At 65.6% G+C, this 21,609-nt stretch carries 21 protein-coding genes; 10 read left to right on the top strand and 11 right to left on the bottom strand.

Annotated elements, in window-relative coordinates; translation table 11 throughout:
* Positions 1-29: 29 nt before the first annotated feature.
* The 4 genes from ASD87_RS12925 to ASD87_RS12910 all read right to left on the bottom strand — a co-directional run bounded on the left by ASD87_RS12925 (position 30) and on the right by ASD87_RS12910 (position 4,406).
* Positions 30-353, bottom strand: a complete 324-nt coding sequence (locus tag ASD87_RS12925) for a DUF2325 domain-containing protein (protein WP_035212827.1) — start codon at positions 351-353, stop codon at positions 30-32.
* 209 nt (positions 354-562) lie between these two features.
* A complete protein-coding gene (locus ASD87_RS12920) occupies positions 563-1,507 on the bottom strand; it encodes a CysB family HTH-type transcriptional regulator (RefSeq protein WP_056321979.1) in 945 nt (314 codons plus the stop codon).
* 94 nt (positions 1,508-1,601) lie between these two features.
* The gene (locus ASD87_RS12915; RefSeq protein WP_056321975.1) at positions 1,602-3,095 is read right to left on the bottom strand and encodes a CoA-acylating methylmalonate-semialdehyde dehydrogenase; all 1,494 of its coding nucleotides are present in this window, start codon (positions 3,093-3,095) and stop codon (positions 1,602-1,604) included.
* A 93-nt stretch (positions 3,096-3,188) separates the two neighbouring features.
* Positions 3,189-4,406 carry an ABC transporter substrate-binding protein gene (locus ASD87_RS12910; RefSeq protein ID WP_056321973.1) on the bottom strand — a complete coding sequence of 406 codons (1,218 nt, stop codon included), beginning with the start codon at positions 4,404-4,406 and terminating at the stop codon, positions 3,189-3,191.
* Between the two features lie 214 nt (positions 4,407-4,620).
* Here ASD87_RS12910 and ASD87_RS12905 point away from each other — a divergent pair, with 214 nt between their 5' ends.
* Positions 4,621-5,541, top strand: a complete 921-nt coding sequence (locus ASD87_RS12905; protein ID WP_056321970.1) for a LysR family transcriptional regulator — start codon at positions 4,621-4,623, stop codon at positions 5,539-5,541.
* A gap of 28 nt (positions 5,542-5,569) precedes the next feature.
* Here ASD87_RS12905 and lptF read toward each other — a convergent pair whose 3' ends face one another.
* Positions 5,570-6,673 carry an LPS export ABC transporter permease LptF gene (lptF, locus tag ASD87_RS12900; RefSeq protein ID WP_056321967.1) on the bottom strand — a complete coding sequence of 368 codons (1,104 nt, stop codon included), beginning with the start codon at positions 6,671-6,673 and terminating at the stop codon, positions 5,570-5,572.
* Between the two features lie 57 nt (positions 6,674-6,730).
* Between lptF and ASD87_RS12895 the strand changes: the two genes are divergently transcribed.
* From ASD87_RS12895 to ASD87_RS12855, 9 genes are all read left to right on the top strand, one after another.
* Positions 6,731-8,239, top strand: coding sequence for a leucyl aminopeptidase (locus ASD87_RS12895; protein ID WP_056321963.1), 1,509 nt, complete (start codon positions 6,731-6,733; stop codon positions 8,237-8,239).
* A 22-nt stretch (positions 8,240-8,261) separates the two neighbouring features.
* A complete protein-coding gene (locus ASD87_RS12890) occupies positions 8,262-8,723 on the top strand; it encodes a DNA polymerase III subunit chi (protein WP_056321960.1) in 462 nt (153 codons plus the stop codon).
* 55 nt (positions 8,724-8,778) lie between these two features.
* Complete coding sequence (locus ASD87_RS12885) at positions 8,779-9,192, top strand: hypothetical protein (RefSeq protein WP_056321958.1); 414 nt, start codon at positions 8,779-8,781, stop codon at positions 9,190-9,192.
* Positions 9,193-9,277: 85 nt separating this feature from the next.
* Complete coding sequence (locus ASD87_RS12880; protein WP_056321955.1) at positions 9,278-9,988, top strand: Bax inhibitor-1/YccA family protein; 711 nt, start codon at positions 9,278-9,280, stop codon at positions 9,986-9,988.
* A gap of 100 nt (positions 9,989-10,088) precedes the next feature.
* Entirely contained in the window at positions 10,089-11,006 is a 918-nt protein-coding gene (locus ASD87_RS12875) for an aldo/keto reductase (protein WP_056321951.1), read from the top strand.
* Between the two features lie 4 nt (positions 11,007-11,010).
* On the top strand, positions 11,011-12,300 hold the full coding sequence (locus ASD87_RS12870) for an NTP/NDP exchange transporter (RefSeq protein WP_056322733.1): 1,290 nt from the start codon (positions 11,011-11,013) through the stop codon (positions 12,298-12,300).
* A gap of 90 nt (positions 12,301-12,390) precedes the next feature.
* Complete coding sequence (locus ASD87_RS12865) at positions 12,391-13,347, top strand: tripartite tricarboxylate transporter substrate binding protein (protein WP_056321948.1); 957 nt, start codon at positions 12,391-12,393, stop codon at positions 13,345-13,347.
* 43 nt (positions 13,348-13,390) lie between these two features.
* Positions 13,391-14,371, top strand: coding sequence for a succinylglutamate desuccinylase/aspartoacylase family protein (locus ASD87_RS12860; RefSeq protein ID WP_056321946.1), 981 nt, complete (start codon positions 13,391-13,393; stop codon positions 14,369-14,371).
* A 3-nt stretch (positions 14,372-14,374) separates the two neighbouring features.
* Complete coding sequence (locus tag ASD87_RS12855) at positions 14,375-15,475, top strand: pyridoxal-phosphate dependent enzyme (protein WP_056321943.1); 1,101 nt, start codon at positions 14,375-14,377, stop codon at positions 15,473-15,475.
* A gap of 9 nt (positions 15,476-15,484) precedes the next feature.
* Here ASD87_RS12855 and ASD87_RS12850 read toward each other — a convergent pair whose 3' ends face one another.
* From ASD87_RS12850 to lepA, 6 genes are read right to left on the bottom strand one after another with little or no spacing between them, the layout of a single operon-like run.
* The gene (locus ASD87_RS12850) at positions 15,485-16,393 is read right to left on the bottom strand and encodes a LysR family transcriptional regulator (protein WP_056321938.1); all 909 of its coding nucleotides are present in this window, start codon (positions 16,391-16,393) and stop codon (positions 15,485-15,487) included.
* A 15-nt stretch (positions 16,394-16,408) separates the two neighbouring features.
* Entirely contained in the window at positions 16,409-16,996 is a 588-nt protein-coding gene (recO, locus tag ASD87_RS12845) for a DNA repair protein RecO (RefSeq protein ID WP_056321935.1), read from the bottom strand.
* Positions 16,989-17,879 (bottom strand): GTPase Era, encoded by an 891-nt coding sequence (gene era, locus ASD87_RS12840; RefSeq protein WP_056321933.1) that lies wholly within the window; start codon positions 17,877-17,879, stop codon positions 16,989-16,991. Before era ends, recO begins: the two co-directional genes overlap by 8 nt.
* Positions 17,876-18,637 (bottom strand): ribonuclease III, encoded by a 762-nt coding sequence (gene rnc, locus ASD87_RS12835; RefSeq protein WP_056321930.1) that lies wholly within the window; start codon positions 18,635-18,637, stop codon positions 17,876-17,878. The genes era and rnc overlap by 4 nt, the downstream gene beginning before the upstream one ends.
* Positions 18,638-18,639: 2 nt before the next feature.
* Positions 18,640-19,527, bottom strand: a complete 888-nt coding sequence (lepB, locus tag ASD87_RS12830) for a signal peptidase I (RefSeq protein WP_056321926.1) — start codon at positions 19,525-19,527, stop codon at positions 18,640-18,642.
* Positions 19,528-19,549: 22 nt separating this feature from the next.
* On the bottom strand, positions 19,550-21,343 hold the full coding sequence (gene lepA / locus ASD87_RS12825; protein WP_056321923.1) for a translation elongation factor 4: 1,794 nt from the start codon (positions 21,341-21,343) through the stop codon (positions 19,550-19,552).
* Positions 21,344-21,609: the final 266 nt, after the last annotated feature.

Below are 21,609 nucleotides of genomic sequence, written 5' to 3'. Positions count from 1 at the left end.
GTCTTGGATGCGCGGCAAGACGCGTCCCGTCAATGAACGGTGCCGGCGCGCGGGCACAGGCCGCACTGCTGCAGGGCTTGCTGCATGCTGCACACGGAACGGCGACAAGCCACGACCCGGATGCCGCCGCGCTGCGCCGCGTTGCGGAAGGTCTTCATGACATTGTGGCCAAGAAAATCGGTCAGCAGAATGACCAGTTGCGTGCCGGAAGGCAGTTGCAACGTCTTCTTTTGATGCGAGGGATCGCGCCCGCTGATGTGATGCGTGATCGAGATGTTGTGACCTTTTAGCAGATCGGGAATATTGCCGAGGCGGTCGGCGCCCACTACCACTGCACTAAGTCCTGCCGTCATGATTTACCTCACTGGGTCGTTGAGCCTGGATGTAATGATAATGATTCCTATTTTTTCGTCAACTTAAATGAGATCAGTTCTTATTTAATTATTTTTATGAGCTTGTCGAAAGGGATAGCCGTCTCACCCTTCCCGCCTGAATCGCAGGCAAAAAAAACGCGACGTCGCAAGGACGTCGCGCTTTTTCACGCATGCTGCGGCGATGCGGGCTACTTCGGCGTGCCCTGCACCGCGTCGGTGACGACGGCCCGGGTCAGCGACGGCGCCAGCATCTCCAGGAAGGTGTAGACGTAGTCGCGCAGGAACACGCCCGCCTTCACGCCCACGCGCGTGGTATGCGTGCCGAACAGGTGCCCCACGGGCAGGCCGACCAGATTCGAGTCGCGGCGCGGATCATAGGCAACGCCTGCGATGATGCCGATGCCCAGGCCCACGTCCACGTAGGTCTTGATCACATCGGCGTCGATCGCTTCGAGCACGATATCCGGATGAATGCCCTGGTTGGCGAAGATCTCGTCGATCGTGCTGCGGCCGGTAAAGGCCCGGTCGTAGGTCACGATGGGGTATTCGGCCAGTTGCGCCAGCGACAGGCGCTTGGCGGCGCTGGAGGTCAGCTCGGCCAGCGGATGATCGGGCCGCACCACCACCGTGTGCTCCCACGCGTAGACCGGCAGCGTGGCCAGGCCCGGCGTCAGCGCCAGCGACTCGGTCGCCAGCGCCAGATCCGCCTGTTCATGCAGCACCATTTCGGCCAGCTGGGCGGGGCTGCCCTCGGCCAGCGACAGGTGAACCTTGGGGAACTGCTTGCGGAACGCGGGGATCACGCGGGGCAGCAGATAGCGCGCCTGCGTGTGGGTGCAGGCAATGACCAGGCCGCCTTCGTCGCGGCGTGCGAATTCGTCGCTGACTTTTTTCAGGTTGTCGACCTCGCGCATGATGCGGTCGATCACCTGCGAAACGGCCAGGCCGGGCTTGGTCAGCCCCTTGATGCGCTTGCCATGACGTTCGAAGATCTTGATGCCCAGCTCGTCCTCGAACTCGATGATGGCCTTCGAAACGCCGGGCTGCGACGTGTAGAGCATCCGGGCGGCTTCAGTCAGGTTGAAGTCGCGCCGGATGGTTTCACGCACGAAACGAAATTGCTGGAGGTTCATTAATTGGCCCCTGATAGACGGGCCAATTATAAGTAATAAGAACGCCTTGCTATATGAATTATCGATATAAGCTTAGGAGCAAGGCGTCCCTCTTTCAGCGCATCGAGATCGTGGTGTTCACGGTCTTGGCGTGTGCCGACCAGCGCGCGGTCACAGTTTTGGTCTGCGTCCAGAACTGCACCGCCTGCTTGCCGTTGGGGCCCAGGTCGCCCAGCTTGGAGCCGCGCGAACCCGTGAAGCTGAACCACGCCACGGGCACAGGGATAGGCACGTTGATGCCCACCTGCCCCACGTCGATGTTGTTCTGGAAGTAGCGCGCCGCGCCCCCGTCCTGCGTGAACAGCGCGACGCCGTTGCCGTTGGGGTTGCGGTTGATGAACGCCACCGCGTCTTCCAGGGTCTCGACACCGACGCAGCACAGGACCGGCCCGAAGATTTCTTCCGTGTAGATGGTCATGTTCTCGGCGACGCCGTCGAACACGGTCGGGCCGACGAAGTTGCCTTCCTCGAAGCCAGCCACCTTCAGGTTGCGGCCGTCCAGCAACAGCTTGGCGCCTTCGTCCACGCCCTTCTGGATCAGGCTTTCGACGCGCTTCTTGGCGTTGGGCGACACCAGCGGACCCAGGTCGGCTTCGCGATCCGTGCCCGCGTTGACCTTGAGCTTCTTGGCGCGCTCGACGAAGTCGGGCAGCCAATTGCGGGCTTCGCCCACCAGCACCGCCACAGACGAGGCCATGCAGCGCTGGCCGGCCGCGCCAAAGGCGGCGCCCAGCAGCTGGTTCAGCGCCACTTCGGGATCGGCATCCGGCAGGACCACGCAGTGGTTCTTCGCGCCCATCATGGACTGGCAGCGCTTGCCCGCGGCCGACGCGCGGTTGTAGATCTCGGTGCCCACGCGGGTCGAGCCGATGAACGACACTGCCTTGATGTCGGGGTGCTCGCACAGGCCGTTGGCCGTTTCAGGACCGCCGTGCACCACGTTCAGCACGCCCGGCGGCAGGCCGGCTTCCAGCGCCAATTCCGCCAGGAACAGCGACGACGTCGGATCCTGCTCAGAAGGCTTCAACACGAACGTGTTGCCGCACGCCACGGCGATGGGGAACATGAAGCACGGCAGCATGACCGGGAAGTTGAACGCGGTGATGCCCGCGCACACGCCCAGCGGCTGGATCAGGGTGTAGACATCGATGCCGGACGCCGCGTTCTCCGCGTACTCGCCCAGTTGCAGGTTGGCAATCGAGCAGGCGTGCTCGACCACTTCCAGGCCGCGGCCGACTTCACCCTCGGCGTCCGGCAGCGTCTTGCCGTGTTCGCGGGTGATCATCTCGGCCAGCTTGCCGGTATTGGCGCGCAGCAGTTCCTGGAACTTGAGCATGACGCGCATGCGCGTGCCCTGCCCGGCGTTGCGCCAGGTCTTGAAGGCCTCCTTGGCGTTGGAGACGGCCAGGTCCAGTTCTTCGCGCGTGGCGAAGGGCACCTTGGCAACGACCTCCTGGGTGGCGGGGTTGATCACGTCTCGCCATTCGGTGGTTTTGGACTGCACAAGCTTGCCGCCGATCAGTAGCGGAACGCGCGGGACTTCACTCATTTTGTTGCTCCTCACACTGCGTAGTCGATGCGGATGAAAATCCGCGGTCTTGGATCGAGCCGCGCCCGCGGGACAGCGCCCGCGGGCTTGACGCTATTTCTTCACCAGCGGGCAGGTCGAATCGGCCAGGGGCTGGAAGGCTTCGGCCGCCGGAATGGTGGCCACCAGCTTGGAATAGTCCCAGCCACCCTTGGAGTCCGCGGGCTTCTTGACTTCGTACAGGTACATATCGTGGATCACGCGGCCGTCAGGGCGGATCGACGCATTGCGCATGATGGGATCCTTGATGGGAATCTCGCGCATCTTGTCGGCGACGACCTTGCCGTCGGTGCTGTTGGCGGCGGCCACCGCGCGCAGGTAATGCAGCACGCTGGAATACACGCCCGCCTGCGTCATCGTGGGCTTCAGGCCGCGGAACGCCTTCTCGAAGCGCCCCGACCACTCACGCGTGGCGTCGTCGTAATCCCAGTAAAAACCATCCACGTAAGACAGCCCCTGCGCGTTCTCCAGGCCGAGCGCACGCAGGTCCGACAGGAAGATGAGCAGGGAAACCAGCCGCTGCCCGCCTGCCACGATGCCGAACTCGCGCGCCTGCTTGACCGCATTGACGGTGTCCTGGCCGCCATTGGCCAGCGCCACCACCTGCGCCTTGGAGCTCTGCGCCTGCAGCAGATAGGACGCGAAGTCGGGCGCGTTCAGCGGGTGGCGGACATTGCCGGCCACCGTGCCGCCCAGCGCCTTCACCGCCTTGGCCGTGTCGGCTTCCAGCGAGTGGCCGAACGCGTAGTCGACGGTAATGAAGAACCAGGACTTGCCGCCCTCGCGCACGGTGGCCTTGGCGCCGCCCGCCGACTGCGAGTAGGTGTCGAACATCCAGTGAAAGCCGACCGGCGAGCAGTCCTTGTTGGTCAACGCCGTGGTGGCCGGGCCGGAAAACATCACGACCTTATTCTTTTCGCGGGCAATGCCCTGCACGGCGAGCGCGACTGCGGAATTGGTGAGGTCGGCAATGGCGGTGACGCCGTCGCGGTCAAACCATTCGCGCGCCCGGGCGGCGCCCACGTCGGCCTTGTTCTGGTTGTCCGCGGACACCAGATCGATCTTCATGCCCTTGCACTCCGCGGCAAGGCAGTCGTCGATGGCCAATTGCGCCGCCGCGACCGAGCCTGCGCCCCCCATGCCGGCGTAGGTGCCGGACATATCCGTCAGAATGCCGATCTTCACTGGCGGCTTGTCCGCCGCATGGGCCTGCCCAATCAAACCGGCGCCCAGACACAAGCCTGCGGCGAGCCCGCGTGCGTGCAATTTCATGGATTTGTCTCCTGAGTTTTTATGCGCTGAGTAGTAGCGTTGTGGCGCCGTCTTCGCGGCTTGCGGTCCCAGGGCATAGCCCAAGGCCAGCCGAACCAGTGTAGATGTGTGAAAATCAACAAGCAACACCAGAAATGCACATTCCTTGTGCATTCATGCACATACAAAAATGTCGCTGGCGCAACGTGCTGCCGGGGGCCTGGAGCGACGAATCTTGCTTGATTGGGACAGCCTGCGGTATTTCCTGGAAGTGGCCCGCACCCAGCGCGTCAGCGCCGCGGCGCGCAAGCTGGGCGTGGAGCACACCACCGTGTCGCGCCGGATCCGGGCCCTGGAAACCGAACTGGATACGCTGCTATTCGAGAAGTCGCGCAGCGCGGGGTTCGTGCTGACGGACGACGGCCAGCGCCTCTTCGTCCACGCCGAGCAAATGGAAAGCGTGGTGCACACGGCGCGCGAAAACCTGTCCGGCATCGGACAGGCGTTGTCGGGTCACCTGCGCATCGGCGCCACCGAAGGCTTCGGCAGCTACGTGTTGACCCCTCTCGCGGCCGACTTCCAGCGGCGCTATCCGCACATCACGCTGGACATCCTGCCCGTGCCGCGCTTTGTCAGCCTGTCCAAGCGCGAAGCGGACCTGGCCATCACCATCGAGCGGCCGCAGCGCGGGCCGTACGTATGCAGCAAGCTGTGCGACTACACCCTGCGGCTGTACGGCACGCCGGGTTATCTGGCCAACCATGCGCCCATCACTCGCCGCGAAGACCTGGCGGACCACACGTTCATCGGCTATGTGGACGAGCTGTTGTTCAGCGAGCGCCTGCGCTATCTGGAAGACCTGCTGCCGGCAAGCAAGGTGGTGTTGCGCAGCACGAGCGTCGTGGCCCAATACCACGCGGCGCTGCAAGGCCAGTCGCTCGCCATCCTGCCGTGCTTCATCGCGGCTCAGGATCCGCGGCTAAAGCCGGTGCTGGAAGACGAAATCGCCATCACGCGCTCGTTCTGGATGTATTGCCATGAAGACCTGCGCAAGCTCAAGCGCGTGACCGCGCTGTGGGACTTCATCCGCAAATCGGTCTTGAGAAACGCCGACCTGCTGGCAGGCCGGCGCGGGACGATGAAATATCTGCCCTGACAGGCGCGCCCTGACAGCGCCTGTCTTGCTAGGTGTTGTTCTTGGGCGCCTTGACGCGCAGGCGGCGCATCAGCAGGAAGACGGTCAACAGCGCGACGGCGCCGTGGATGGCCCATACCCCCAAACCAAAACTGAGCTTGCCGTTGGAGATCCAGGCGCGCGACAGGTTGATCAGGTTCATGTAGAGCAGACCGACCAGACCGGCGATGAGCAGGTCGCCCGAACGTCCCAGCCGCGGATTCACTGCGCCAAGCGGAATGGCCAGCAGCGCGAGATTCAGCGCCGCGAGCGGCAGCGAAATCCGCCACATGACTTGCGACCAGCTGCTGTTGGTGTTGTCCTCGATCAGTTGCGGCGTGCTGCGCGCCTTCGAGGAACGCTCTGCCGCCGCGCGGGCCTCGGCCACCGGGTCGCCGCCCCCCTTGCTTTCCAGGCGCAGACCGTATTTTTCGAAGTGCACGAGGCGCAGCTCCGGCGTGCCTGGCTTCAGGTCGTAGCGATGCCCTTCGCCCAGCACCAGGAAACGGTCGCCGTTGGGCAGGGTTTCGATATGCGCGCTGCTCGCGGTCAGCACGCTCAGCCATTCGGGACCGATCTCGCGCGCAAACACATTGCCAAGTTCGTCGGTGGGATTGACCGGGTCTTCGGCAAAGAACACGCGGTTGCCGCCCGAGGACTCGGCGAATTGGCCAGCCGTGACCTTGGACAGGTCCGAGCGCTGCTCGAAGCGTTCGTGGTATTCGCCGATCTGGCGGTAGGCCCAGGGCGAGGCCACCAACGTCAGCCCCGCCACGGCGATCGCGACGGGCACCGCCACGCGCAGCACGGGCTTGAGCCAGTCGGCCAGCGACAGGCCGCTGGCAAACCACACCACCATTTCGGATTCGCGGTAGTTGCGCGTGACCGTGGTCAGCACGGCAATGAAGATCGAGACCGCCAGAATGGTCGGCAGCGCGGTGATGGTAGAGAGCGCGGCAAGCACCACCACCACGTCCGCTCCGATGTTGCCTCCCGCGGCCTCGCCGAGCAGGCGCACGAGAAGCACGCTGAGCCACACGACGAGCAACGTGGAAAAGACAACGCCAGCGTGACTGGTGATCTCGCTGACGACAGAGCGTTTGAATAGAGACATGGGAGAATATGCGGGATAATCGACCGCATCATACACAGACGCACACGGGAAACCCTCATGGAATTTAGCACACAGACCACTGCTTCCCTGCACCAGGTCAAAACCGCCGCCCTCGCCGTCGGCGTGTACGCGGACGGCGTGTTGAGCCCCGCCGCCGACATCATCGACCGCGCTTCCAATGGCGCCGTCCGTGCGGTGGTCAAAAGTGAATTCCGCGGACGCGCCGGCTCGACCCTGACGCTGCGCACGTTGCCGGGCGTCTCCGCGCAGCGCGTCGTCCTGGTTGGCCTGGGCAAGCAGGATGAATATTCGGCCCGCACTCACGCGTCGGCCGAACAGGCATTTGCCTCGGTCTGCGTCTCGGCCCAACTTACCGAAGGCGTGTCCACGCTGGTCGCCAACCCCATCGCCGGCATCGACGTCATTACGCGCGCCCGCAGCGCCGCGATCGCGGCCGGCGGCGCGGCCTACTACTACGACGCAAGTTTCGGCAAGCCTGACCGCGACGCGCGCCCCAAGCTCAAGAAGATCGTGCAGGTCGTCGAGCGCGCCGATGCCACGCAAGCCCAGAAAGGCCTGCGCGAAGGCAGCGCCATCGCCAACGGCATGGAACTGACCCGCACGCTGGGCAACCTGCCGGGCAACATCTGCACCCCCACCTACCTCGGCGACACCGCCAAACGCCTGGCGCGCGAATTCAAGTCGCTGAAGGTCGAGGTCATGGACCGCAAGCAGGTCGAAGCGCTGGGCATGGGCTCGTTCCTGTCCGTCGCCCGCGGCTCCGAGGAAGCGCTGCGCTTCATCGTCCTGCGCCACGCCGGCGCCAAGACCGCCAAGAAGGGCGCCAAGTCCGCGCAAGGCCCGATCGTGCTGGTCGGCAAGGGCATCACGTTCGACGCCGGCGGCATCTCGCTCAAGCCTGCGGCCACCATGGACGAAATGAAGTACGACATGTGCGGCGCCGCCAGCGTGCTGGGTTCGTTCCGCGCCCTGGCCGAACTGGAACTGCCGCTGGACGTCGTCGGCCTGATTCCCGCTTGCGAGAACCTGCCCAGCGGCAAGGCCAACAAGCCGGGCGACGTCGTCACCAGCATGGCCGGCCTCACCATCGAGATCCTGAACACCGACGCCGAGGGCCGCCTGGTCCTGTGCGACGCCCTCACCTACGCGGAACGCTTCAAGCCGTCGGCCGTGATCGACATCGCCACGCTGACCGGCGCCTGCGTCGTCGCGCTGGGCAACGTCAATACCGGCCTGTTCTCCAAGGACGACGCGCTGGCTGACGCCCTGGCGTCGGCGGGCCGCCGTGCGCTGGACACCGCCTGGCGCATGCCCATGGACGACGCCTACCAGGAACAGCTCAAGTCCAATTTCGCCGACCTGGCCAACATCGGCGGTCCTCCGGCCGGCGCCGTCACCGCGGCCTGCTTCCTGTCCCGCTTTGCCAAGGCTTACCCCTGGGCGCACCTGGACATCGCCGGCACGGCCTGGCGGGGTGGCAAGGACAAGGGCGCGACCGGCCGTCCGGTGCCGCTCCTGATGCAATACCTGCTGGACCAGGTTTGAAGCGACTGACGCCAAAAGCCCCATGACGCGCATCGATTTCGCATTCGGCGCGCCCGACCGCCTGCGCATGGCCTGCCAGGTCGTGCGCAAGCGCGTCCTGGCAGGCCAGCGGCTGGTGGTGTACTGTAAAGACGGTTCGCGCCTGGCGGCGTTCGACCGGATGCTGTGGGCGTTCGACGACACGGCGTTCGTGCCGCACGTATTGGCAAACGATCCCCTGGCCCCTGAAACGCCGGTGGTGCTTACCGCCGGAGAGCCGCTGCAGGCCTTGCAGGCGGCAGGGCAGCCCGATCAGCCGCAGCCCTGGCTGCTGAATCTGGACGACGATTGCCCGCCCGGCTTCGACGCTTTCGAACGCCTCCTTGAAATCGTCTCGGACGATCCGGACGACAAGCAGGCGGCCAGGCAGCGCTGGCGCACCTACCAGACGGCCGGTCATGTGCCGCAAAGCCACGACCTGAGCCGCAAGGCCCAAGGCGGCTGAACCGTCCCCCCACGCGCGCCCGCGCGCCGCGTCCACCAGAATCTCGGGAGTTTCCATGCCCGCTCGCACACCCGACCCCGGCATCCCCACCCTGACTCACCGCGCCGAGCCCTCGTTCCACGACCCGGCGGACGACGACGCCGATGCGCCGCTCCTGACCGAACTGGCCGACGAGGCCGGCCCGGTTTACGAGCACGACCCGTTCCCCGTGCTGACGGACGTGGCCGACGACGACGGGCCTGCTGCGCCAGCCGCCAGCCCGGCGCCGACCGCGTACCAGCCGCCGCCCGCCGCCCCTGCACTGCGCGCCCTGCCGGACGCCACCGTGCTCGCCGCCCGCTTGCAGGCCGAGGTGGAACAGGTCATGCGACAGGCACTTGCCGACGCCGTGACGCAATTACAGGCACGCATGGATGCGGAATTGCCTGCTATCGTTTCCCGTGTGCTCAATGAGGTCAGGCAAGGCTGACTGGATTCTTCAGGGAACTGTAAGGTATCCTTCGCATCTAAGCCTTCTAGGCAATCACCATACTTGCCGTATACAGGAGTTCTCCATGAACGAATATCGTCCGTCCCCTTTTAACCGTTCCGGCGCTGTCGCCGGCGCGCCGGGCGAGGTCGCTCGCAACCAGGTCCTGCGCAATACGTACTGGCTCCTCGCCCTGTCGCTGATCCCGACGGTGCTGGGCGCGGCCGTCGGCCTCTACACCGGCATCAACCGCGTCATGGGCGCCAGCCCCGGCCTGTCGGCCATCGTCTTCCTGGTCGGCGCCTTCGGCCTGATGTTCGCCATCGAGAAGAACAAGAACAGCTCGCTGGGCGTGGTCCTGCTTCTGGCGTTCACGTTCTTCATGGGCGTCATGCTTTCGCGCCTGCTTGGCTTCGTGATGGGCATGAGCAACGGTTCGCAGCTCGTCATGACGGCGTTCGGCGGCACCGCGATCGTGTTCGGCACCATGGCCACCCTGGCCACGACCATCAAGCGCGATCTGTCGGGACTGCAGAAATTCCTGTTCATCGGCGCGGTCGTGATCCTGGTTGCGGCACTGGCCAACATCTTCCTGCAACTGCCGGCCCTGATGCTGACCATCTCGGTGCTCGCCATCGTGATCTTCTCGGCGTTCATGCTGGTGGACCTGCAGCGCGTGGTCAACGGCGGTGAGACCAACTACGTCTCGGCCACCCTGGCCATCTACCTGGACGTCTACAACGTCTTCTCGAACCTGCTGATGCTGCTGGGCATCTTCGGCGGCAACCGCGAGTAACGCGCCGTCGTCAGACCAGCACCGAAAGGGCCTGCATGCACATGTAGGCCCTTTTTCATTGGGCCGCCCCCCTTTCCTCTTGAATAGCCGGAGCCTTGCCATGCCTGACCGCCGCCGCTTCCTGCAGACCACCGCCAGCGCAGCCCTATTCGGGGCCGCGTGGCCGGCATGGGCAGCCACGCCGGGGCAGGCCATGCTCAAGCGCCCGATTCCGTCGTCGGGCGAGACCCTGCCCGTGGTGGGACTGGGCACCGCGGACACGTTCAACGTGTCGCCCGGCGACGCCGCGGCCATGGCGCCGCTGGCCCAGGTGCTTGAAACGCTCATGAAGGCGGGCGGCAGCCTGATCGACACGGCGCCCAGCTATGGCCAGGCCGAAGCCGTCACCGGCGCCCTCCTGGCCCGCGAAGGCGGCCTGCGCAAGCGCGCGTTTCTGGCGACCAAGATCAGCACGCGCGGCCACGAATCCGCGATGCGCCAGGTGCGGGAGTCGCAACAGGCGCTGCGCAGCGACAAGCTGGACCTGATCCAGGTCCATAACCTGATCGACACCCGCAACCAGCTCGCCTTGCTGCGCGATCTGAAACAGCAGGGCGTGACGCGCTATATCGGCATCACGCATTACACGGACCATGCGCACGACGACCTGACCGAGCTGGTCGAAAAGGAAAAGCCCGATTTCCTGCAGGTGAACCTGTCGATCGCCTCGCGCAGCGCCGAAAAACGCCTGCTGCCCGCGTGCCAGGCCAACGGCGTCGCGGTGTTGATCAACCGGCCGTTCGAAGACGGCGCGCTGTTCCGCCAGGTCAAGGGCGTGGCGCTGCCCAAGCTGGCCGCCGAGATCGATTGCACCTCCTGGGCGCAGATCTTCCTGAAATTCATCATTGGCCATCCCGCCGTCACGGCCGTCATTCCCGCCACGTCCAAGCCCGCCAACATGGCGGACAATGCGCGCGCCGGCTTTGGCCGCCAGCCCGACGCCGCCCTGCGCGACCGCATCGCCGCACTGCTCGCCTGACGCGATGGCGGCCGCCTCTCTGTCCTGGCGTGCCCGTGCCGCACGGGCGCTGAGCATCCAGGAAACCGAGCTCGCGCCTGCCGCGTGCGGCTTCGCGTTCTTCTTTTTCCTTTTCTGCGGTTATTTCATGCTGCGCCCCATCCGGGAAACGATGGGAATCCAGGCGGGCGTGAACCAGCTGCAATGGCTGTTCACCGCCACCTTCCTTGCCACGCTGGCCGTCGTGCCGCTGTTTGGCTGGATATCCAACCGCGTGCCGCGCGCCACGCTGGTGACCTGGGTCTACGCCATCTTCGCGCTGACGATGGTGGGCTTTGCCGCCCTGCTCCACCAGCAACCCGGCAGCGTCTGGGCCGCGCGCGCGTTCTACGTCTGGCTATCGGTGTTCAACCTGTTCGTCGTCTCCATCGCGTGGAGCCTCATGGCCGACGTGTTCCGCATGGAATCGGCCAAGCGGCTGTTCGCGCTGATCGCCGCGGGCGCCAGCGCGGGCGGCCTTTGCGGCCCGCTGCTTGGCGCTCTGCTGGCTGGCGTGCTGGGCCCGGCGGGCTTGCTGGTGCTGTCGGCCCTGCTGCTGACCGCCACGCTGCCGCTCAAGCAATGGCTGCTGGCCTGGCGCGCCGCATCCCGGCCCGACGTCGGCCTTGCAGACATGCAGCGTCCCATCGAAGGCGGCATCCTGGCCGGGCTGTCGCGCATCTTCCAGTCCCGTTACCTGCTGGGCATTTCCCTGCTTGTCGTGCTGCTGGCCACCTTGAACACCTTTCTCTACATGGAACAGGCGCGGCTGGTCGCCGACGCGTTCCCCGACACCGCCCAGCGCATCCGGGTCTTCAGCGCGCTGGATTTCACCGTGCAGACGCTCGCGCTGCTGTCGCAGATCTTCATCACCGGGCGCGTGGCCGCCCGCCTGGGATTGCGGTTCCTGCTGACTGCCGTCCCGCTGGCGGTGGCGGTCGCCTTTCTGGCGCTGGCGGCCTTCCCCGTGTTCGCCGTGCTGGCAGCCGCAATGATCCTGCGCCGCGCCGGCGAGTATGCGCTGATCCGGCCAGGGCGCGAGATGCTGTTCACGGCGGTCACGCCCGAGGACAAGTACAAGACGAAGAACGTCATCGACACCGTGGTCTATCGCGGCGGCGACGCCGCCAGCGGCTGGGTGAAGGCCGGCATCGACACGCTGGGTTACGGCGCGGCACTGATCGCCCTGTTGGGCGCGATCGTAGCGCTGTGCGCGGCTGCGGTGGGCCATGGATTGGGCAAGCAGGCCGATCGGCGAAACGGCGATCCTCATTAGATTTGGCCGAATAACCATGTGATTCAACCAAACGGCAGCCGCGTCGCGCGGTCGCACAATGGCGCAGCCCTCAACGCCTCGGGAATCGTCATGAAACGCTCTGCCTGCCTTGCCGCCCTGTTGCTTTGCCTCGCCGCCCCTCTTGCGCACGCCGATTACCCCGAACGCGCCATCACGCTGATCGTGCCGGCCGCCGCGGGCGGCAATGCCGACATCACGGCCCGCCTCATCGGCCAGGAAATGAGCCGCCTGCTTGGACAGCCGGTCGTCGTTGAAAACCGCGTGGGCGCTGGCGGCCGCATCGGCACGCAAGCCGTGGTCCGGGCCCCCGCGGACGGTTACACCATCGGCTATGCCCACGTAGGGACGCTGGTGCTGCACCGTTATCTCTTCAAGCAGCAGATGTACGACCTGGACCGTGACCTCAAGCCGATTGGCCTGGTCGCCGAGACGCCCAATGTGATCGTCGTGAACGCCGCCTCGCCATATCGGGACCTGAAAGGCTTCATCCAAGCCAGCCGCGCCCAGCCGGACCGCCTGACCATGACCTCGGCGGACCCGGGCACGACCAGCGAAGTGGGCGTCAAGCTCTTCATTGCCCAGACCGGCGCCGCCGTGCGCCAGATTCCGTACAAGGCCACCGCCGCGCAGCTCTCGGACCTGCTGGGCGGCCATGTGGATTCCATGATGGAAAACCTGCCGCCGTTGATCGGCAATCTGAAGGACGGGCGTCTGCGCGCGCTGGCCGTCACGACCCGCAAGCGCGCCGCCTCCAACCCTGACGTGCCGACGGTGGCCGAACAAGGCTATCCCGATTACGAGCAATCGGCGTGGAGCGCGCTGGTGGCGCCGGCGGGCACCCCGGCCGCCGCGATCTCGCGGCTGAACGCCGCGCTGAATCAGGCGCTGCGTTCCGACGCCGTGAGCCGGGAGTTGCGCAGCCGCTCCCAGGAGCCCCTGGGCGGCACGCCGCAGGATGTTCAGGCCCAGATCAAAAAGGAGCTGCCCAAGTGGGAGAGCATCATCAAGGCCGCCACGCTCGATTGACCCGCGCCCCCGCGCGTCCGACGCCTTTCCCCGGAGCCCCCGCATGGCCAGCGTAACCCGCGAGGATTTTTCCGTGGCCGCCGCCACCAACGCGTCGGCTTACCGGCGCATCACGATTCCCGTCCTGCGGATCGAGGCAGGCCCGGGACCCGCCGTCGCGCTGATCGCCGGCGTGCACGGCGACGAATGGGAAGGCCAGGCCGCGATCCTGGATTTGTGGCATCAGTTGCCGGACATTCTGCAGCGCGGCACCGTGTATCTGCTGCCCGCGGTCAACGCGGAAGCATCGCTTGCCGGCACCCGGCTGTCCCCGTCTGACGGCGGCAACCTGAACCGCGCCTTCCTCGGCGAACCGGCGCGCGGCTATACCGAAGGCGTGGCAGCCGCCCTGGAAGCGCGCCTGCTGCCCCGCGTACAGGCCCTGGTGGACGTGCACAGCGGCGGCGCGTCGCTGCGCTACCTGCCGTCGTCGGTCATCACCCGCTACGGCAACGATCCCTACGACGAACGCCTGCGCGCGCTCGCGCGCGCGTTCGGGCTGCCCGACTGCGTGTTCTTTCGCGGCGGCGAAGCCGGTTCCATGCCCGCCGCAGCCAGCCGGCACGGCGTGCTGCGCCTGTCTGCCGAGATCGGCGGCGGCCGAGAGACCAGCCAGTTGCTGGCGGACCGTTGCCGGGACGGATTGCTGGGCTGCCTGGCCGAACTGGGGCTGCTGCATGGCCAGGCGCCCGCCCCTGCCATGCAAGTCCGCCTCTACGACCTCGACACACCCGCCGCGACGCTGCGGTCACGTGAATCCGGCGTCTTCGTCCCCGCCGTGGAACTGGGACAATCCGTGGACGCGCACCAGCGCATCGGCCGCCTGATCGAACCGGCACGGCCCGACGCCCCGCCGCGCGCCCTGCTCAGCCCGCAGGCCGGCACGGTGGTGTGCCTTCGACCCATCGCGCGCAGCGACGACGGCGATTGCCTGCTGCAGGTCGCCCCCGCCCTCCCCTTGGACGCTCTTGCAACAAGATACTGACTCATGCAGATGAACCCCAAATTGACCGGCCTGCGCTGCATCCGCTGCGCAACCCTTTGGCCCGCAGGCGACTACCCCGAAGGCTGTCCCGCTTGCCTGGCGGCTGGCCACCCCGCCACGCTGGAGTGCCAGTATGACGCGCACGCGGTGGACGAGGTCATGCCCCTGCCCGTGCTGTCGCCCGTGACGTTGGGCGAAGGCGGCACGCCTTGCCTTGCCGCGCCCGACCTGGCGCGTGAAGAAGGCGTGGGCGCGTTGTGGCTCAAGTGCGAAAGCGCCAATCCCACAGGCAGCCACAAGGACCGCATGTCGGCGCAGCTGGTCTCGCGCGCGCGGCTGGCTGGCGCCACCCGCGTGGCGGCGGCTTCCAGCGGCAACGCGGGCGTGTCGCTGGCCGCCTACTGCGCCGCGGCAGGCCTGGAGGCCGACATCGCCATCACCCGCAACTGCCCGCCACTGCAACGCGAAGCCATGGAGCGCTTCGGCGCCCGGCTGCGGGCGTTCGAAGACAGTCTGGCCCGCTGGCCCTACGTGGCCGACCTGTGCCGCAACCACGGCGCGTTCGCGGGCACGAACTACCTGAATCCGCCGGTGGGCACGCATCCCTACGGCGTGGAAGGCTACAAGCCCATCGCCCAGGAGATCCTGGACGACTGCGGCGTGCCCACCGACATCATCGTGCCGACGGCGCGCGGCGACCTGCTGTGGGGAATCTACCTGGGCTGGCAGCACCTCTTGGCGGCCGGCCGCATTACGCGCCTGCCCCGGCTGCACGCCGTGGAACCCTACGCCCGGCTGTCACGCGCACTCACGACCGGCGATGCCCGAGGCCAGTGGGAAAGCGCGACACAGCAATACTCCATTGCGGGCGGCACGTGCACGCTGCAGGCCCTGGAGGCGCTGTCGCGCTCGGGCGGCATGCCGGTGGAGACATCCGATGCGCAAGCCGGCGACGCGCGCCTGCGCCTTGAACGCATGGGCCTGGGTGCGGAATTATCGTCAGCCGCCGCATTGGCGGCCGTGGCGCGGCTCAGGCGCGCCGGCAAGCTCGATGCGGAATCGACGGTGGTGTTGATGCTGACCTCGGACGGACGCCGGGGCTGACCGCCACCGCTACACGCCGAATCGATCGATCAGCGGGGCCAGGGCGGCGCGCAGGCACGTCGCCCAGAACTTGCCGGCTTCGGACAAGGGGCGGCTGCCATGCACGATCATGTGGCATTCGAAATGCACGGCGGCTTGAAGCGGCCGGAAGCTGAGTCCCGCAGCCTCCATGCCTAGCGCCGTTGCCGGATTGGCGATGCCCACGCCATGCCCCGCCAGCGCAAGCTGACAGACCGTGCTGGAATACGGCGTCTCGATCGCGACACGCAAGCTTTGGCCGGCCTGGCGCAACAGCGCATCCAGCCGCTTGCGCGACCCGTCCTCGGCGTTCAGCGCAATCACATCGACCTCAGCCAACTGCGAAAAATTCACCGACTCCAGCCGCGCCAGCGCGTGTCCGGCCGGAAACACCGCCACCGCCCGCAAGCTTGCCAGACGATGCCCGCGCAGCCCCTCCAGTTCGGATTCGTCGGCCACTGCCGCCAGATCCAGCTCACCGGACACCACCATGTCGCGCAAGGTGTTGGAATCGCGTATCTGCAAGTAAAGCGGCGTATCGGGGTAGCGCACGCGAAAGCGCGAGATGGCATCGGTGACGATGGCGCCGCTGTAGGCGTGGATGCAGCCGATCCGCAGCCGCGGCTGCGCGGCGCCGCGTATCGCCCGGATCTTGCGTCCCAGGCTTTCCAGTCCGACATTCAGGCGGCGGATCTCTTCGTACAGGAGGGTAGCCTCGGGCGTGCGTTGCATCCGCTGGCGCACGCGCTCGAAAAGGCGCAGCTCGATGCTGGCTTCCAGCGCGGCCAGCGTCGCGCTGACGGTTGCGGGCGACACGTCCAGACGCCGCGCGGCAGCGGTCACGCTTTCGGTTTCGTAGACCGTGCGGAAGGTTTCGACCTGCTTGAGCGTGAACGTCATGAGGCCGGGCCGCAATCAGATGCGCTGCAGGTCCAGCAGCACGCGCCGCGTGGAAAGCGGACGGCCCGCCAGAATTTCGGCCAGGCGCGCGCGCAGATCGCTGCGCAGCGCGGGCTCGATCACCGGATCATCGAAATCGGGCGGCGCTTCGTCCACGCCGTAGCCCGTCTCGCGCAGCAGGGTCCACTCAAAGCGTCGCAGCGCACCGGCCGCGCGAGTGCCGGCGGACAATTGCTGCAGCGCCATGTCATACGCATCGAACAGCAGCGGGTGGGCGTCCTCGCGGGGCAGAAGGCGCAGCAGCAGTTCGTTCATGTACCACGCCGACATCAGCGCGGCGCCGGCCAGCGGCCGGATGCCGGCGATCTCGGCGCGGGTCAGCGTCTTGACCTCGCCGTTGCCGGTCCATGACAGCAGCAGCGGCTGAAAGGCTGACAGGACGGGGCGCAAAACGGAATAAGGGCGCTTGGCGCCCTTCGCGACCATGGCCACGCAGCCGTGATCGCGGGAGAAGGTCTGAACAATCAGAGAGGTTTCACGCCACGCCGTGGCGTGGAGCATGAACCCCGGGCGATCCTGGACGCGTGGCGCCCGTCTACTCATAACCCAGATCGCGCAGCGCACCCTCGCGGTCGGACCAGCCCTTGCGCACCTTGATGTAAACCTCCAGATGCACGGGCTTGTCCAGCAGCTTGGCGATGTCCTGCCGCGCCTCCGTGGCGATCCGCTTCATGTGCATGCCGCCGGTGCCCAGCAGGATCGGCTTGTGGCTGTCGCGTTCAACGACGACACAGGCATTGATGGTGGCGCCCTTGGCGGTCTCTTCCCATTGCTCGATGACGACCGTGCAGCCATACGGCAGTTCGTCGCCCACCAGGCGGAAGATCTTCTCGCGCACGAGTTCGGCCGCGATGAAGCGCATGGGACGATCGGTGAGCGTATCTTCCTCGAACATCGGCTCGCCTTCCGGCAGGCGCGACGCGATTTCGTCGAGCAGTTGATCCAGTTGCTGGTTCTTGGTGGCGCTGACAGGCACCACCGCGCCGAACGGATGCTGCGCCATGATCTTGGAGACGAACGCGAACAGGTCGTCGCGGTTCTTCAGGGCGTCGATCTTGGACACCACCAGAATCGTACGCTCGGGATTGGGCAGGAGCGGCAGCAGCTTGGCGTCGCCCTCCGACCACTTGCCGGCTTCCACCACATGCACCACCACGTCGACGTCGGCCAGCGCCTGCGTCACGACGCGGTTCATCATGCGGTTCATGGCCCCGCCGTGGCGGGTCTGGAAACCCGGGGTATCGACGAACACGAACTGTTCGTGCTCGCGCGTGAGCACACCGTGGATGCGGTGGCGGGTGGTCTGCGCCTTGCGCGACACGATGGAGATCTTGGAACCGATCAGGGCGTTCGTCAGCGTGGATTTGCCCACATTGGGGCGGCCAACGATGGCAACGAAGCCGGTACGAAAAGGGGTATCGCTCATTTAGTCTCTTGAGCCACTGCCACGGGCAGCGACAATTGCGCGGTTTTGCGCGCCTTGCCCGATTTGCGGGCAGCCTTGGCGGCCGGGCTGACGGCCAGCGCGGCCTCGAGCGCCAGCTTGGCCGCGGATTGTTCGGCGGCGCGACGGCTGGCGCCAGGCGCCATCACCTTGATATCGAGCGCCGGAATGGCGCATTCGACTTCGAACTGCTGGCTGTGGGCCGCGCCGTGCGTGGCCACCACCGTATATAGCGGCAGGGCCATCTTGCGGCCCTGCAGGAATTCCTGGAGCAAGGTCTTGGCGTCCTTGCCAAGCGTCTTGGGATCCACCGACGCCAGCACCGGCTGGTATTGGCGCACGATCACGCGGCGCGCCGCGTCAAAGCCCGCATCCAGAAAGACGGCGCCGAAGATGGCCTCGACCGTGTCGGCCAGGATGGAAGGCCGGCGGAATCCGCCGCTCTTGAGCTCGCCCTCGCCCAGGCGCAGGTACTGGGACAACTCCAGCCGTTGGGCGATGTCGGCCAGCGATGCCTGTTTGACCAGGTTGGCGCGCAGGCGCGACAGATCGCCCTCATCGATCTTCGAGTAGCGTTCGAACAGCATCGCCGCCACGACGAAGTTCAGCACGGAATCCCCAAGGAATTCCAATCGCTCGTTATGGCGCGCCCCGTGACTGCGGTGCGTCAGCGCCTGTTCAAGCAAGGCTGGATCACCGAAGTGGTGATCCAGGCGGTTTTCTAGCGTGGCTAGCGACATAATCAGTTGAATCGGCCGATGCGGCTCAGATCGCTGAAGTTCATCCAGATGAAGAAGGCGCGGCCGACGATGTTGGCTTCCGGGACAAACCCCCAATACCGGCTATCCGCGCTGTTGTCCCGATTATCGCCCATGGCGAAATAATTCCCTTCGGGTACTTTGCAGCGTACCCCATTGTGGCTGTATTGGCAGTTTTCGCGGTAGGGAAAACGCCACTCCTGCGGGGTATAGCGCTGCGGAACGTTCTCATCGAGCAGGATCTTGTGCTCAACGTCGCCTAACTTCTCTTTATATTGCGCGATATAAGACACACGATCCGGCTCAAAATAGTCGCCATCGCGCACATGCGGCACCAGTTCGCCATTGACATACAGCTTCTTGTCGATGTACGCGACCTCGTCGCCGGGCAAGCCCACCACGCGCTTGATGTAATCGACGTCCGGATCCACCGGATACCGGAACACGAACACGTCGCCACGCTGCGGCGAGCCGATGGGGATGACCTTCTTGTCGATCACCGGCAGGCGAAGGCCATAGCTGAATTTGTTCACCAGAATCAGATCGCCCGATTGCAGCGTGGGCAGCATCGATCCGGACGGAATGCGAAACGGCTCGACGACAAACGAGCGCAGCATGAACACGAACAGAATGACGGGGAAAAAGCTGACCGCGTACTCGACCCACCAGGGCACGCGCCGGGCAGCGTCGCCAGCTTCGCGCCGAAGGCGCTCGGCCTCTTGCGCGTCGCCCACCAACGCCGTGTCGTACTGCGCCATCGCGGCCTGCGCCCGGCGCTCTCGCCCCTTGCGCAGCACGGCCAGATCGAGCGCCCAGATGACGCCGGTAACCACCAGCAGAATAAAAAGGATCAGGGCAAAGTTCCAACTCATCAGCTAATCGCCTTCTGGGGTTCTATTTGTCTTCCACTTGCAGGATGGCGAGGAACGCCTCCTGCGGAATTTCCACGCTGCCCACCTGCTTCATGCGCTTCTTGCCCGCCTTCTGCTTTTCAAGCAGCTTCTTCTTGCGCGAGATATCGCCGCCGTAGCACTTGGCCAGCACGTTCTTGCGCAGCGCCTTCACGTTCTCGCGCGCAATGATTTCCGCGCCGATGGCGGCCTGGATGACCACGTCGAACATCTGGCGCGGGATCAGGCCGCGCATGCGCGTCACCACATCACGCGCGCGGTGGCGCGCATTGCTGCGGTGGACGATGACGGCCAGCGCATCGACGCGGTCGTTGTTGATCAGCAGGTCGACGCGCACCACGTCCGCGGAGCGGTACTCCAGGAATTCGTAGTCCATCGACGCATAGCCGCGCGACACCGACTTCAGCTTGTCGAAGAAGTCGAGCACGATTTCGGCCAGCGGGATCTCATAGACCAGATGGACCTGGCGGCCGTGGTAGCTCATATTGACCTGCACGCCGCGCTTGTTGTTGCACAGCGTCATGACGGGACCCACATAGTCCTGCGGCATGAACAGCGTGACCTTCACGATGGGTTCGCGAATGTCCTGGATCTTGCCGATCTCGGGCATGCGCGAGGGGCTTTCCACGGTGATCACGGACCCGTCGCGCTGCTCGACCTCGTACACCACCGACGGCGCGGTGGTGATGATGTCCATGTCGAATTCGCGCTCCAGGCGCTCCTGCACGATTTCCATGTGCAAGAGGCCCAGGAAGCCGCAGCGGAACCCGAAGCCCAGCGCTTGCGACACCTCGGGCTCGAACATCAGCGCGGCGTCGTTGAGCTTGAGCTTTTCGAGCGAATCGCGCAGCTGGTCGTATTCGGAGCTTTCCACCGGATACAGGCCGGCGAACACCTGCGGCTTGACTTCCTTGAAGCCCGGCAGCGGAGTGGCGGCCGGCTTGTTGGCCAGCGTCACCGTATCGCCGACCTTGGCGTCTTCCAGTTGCTTGATGCCGGCAATGATGAAGCCCACCTCGCCCGCCGACAGATGCGGACGCTGCTGCGACTTGGGCGTGAACACGCCCGTCTGCTCGCACAGGTGGGTGGCGCCGGACGCCATCAGCAGAATCTTGTCCTTGGGCTTGAGCACGCCGTTGATGATGCGCACCAGCATGACCACGCCGACGTAGTTGTCGAACCACGAATCGATGATCAGCGCCTGCAGCGGCGCGTCGGGATCGCCTTTGGGCGCGGGAACGCGGGCAACGATGGTTTCCAGGATCTCGTCGATGCCCATGCCGGTCTTGGCGCTGGCCAGCACCGCGTCCGAGGCATCAATGCCGATCACGTCCTCGACTTCCTGGCGCGCGCCTTCGGGATCGGCCTGCGGCAGGTCCATCTTGTTCAGGACCGGCACGACTTCCACGCCCAGTTCGATCGCGGTGTAGCAGTTGGCCACGGTCTGGGCTTCCACGCCCTGCGACGCGTCCACCACCAGCAGCGCGCCTTCGCAGGCGGACAGGGAACGGCTGACTTCGTACGAGAAGTCCACGTGCCCCGGGGTGTCGATCAGGTTCAGGTTGTAGATCTTGCCGTCCTGCGCCTTGTAATGCAGGGCAGCCGTCTGGGCCTTGATGGTGATGCCGCGCTCGCGCTCGATTTCCATGGAATCGAGAACCTGCGCCGACATCTCGCGATCCGCCAGTCCGCCGCAGCGCTGGATCAGGCGATCGGCCAGGGTCGACTTGCCATGATCGATGTGGGCAATGATGGAAAAGTTGCGGATATGCTGCATGCTTGAATTTATAAGGGACGGAACAGACGGCATATTGCCGGGAGACACCGCCGCCGGAGTGTGCACGGCTGACGTGTAAGGCGCTGACGGGCTGGGCCCGGACAAAACTGAGGGGGCGCCTGGCGCCCCCTCTTGCGGCAACCAGCCATTTTAGCCGGTCTTGAGCCATTTTATTTGTCACGGCTGCGCCCCGGGACAAAAAGCGCCCTGAGATGCCAGCGCCCGGCGGTTTCGGCCGAGCCGCCGGCCGGACCTGACGCCCGCGG

It is taken from the genome of Achromobacter sp. Root170, assembly GCF_001428165.1.
GTDB lineage: Bacteria > Pseudomonadota > Gammaproteobacteria > Burkholderiales > Burkholderiaceae_B > Achromobacter > Achromobacter mucicolens.
The sequence above is the reverse complement of the archived record's forward strand: the minus strand, read 5'-3'. Positions and strand labels throughout refer to the sequence as shown.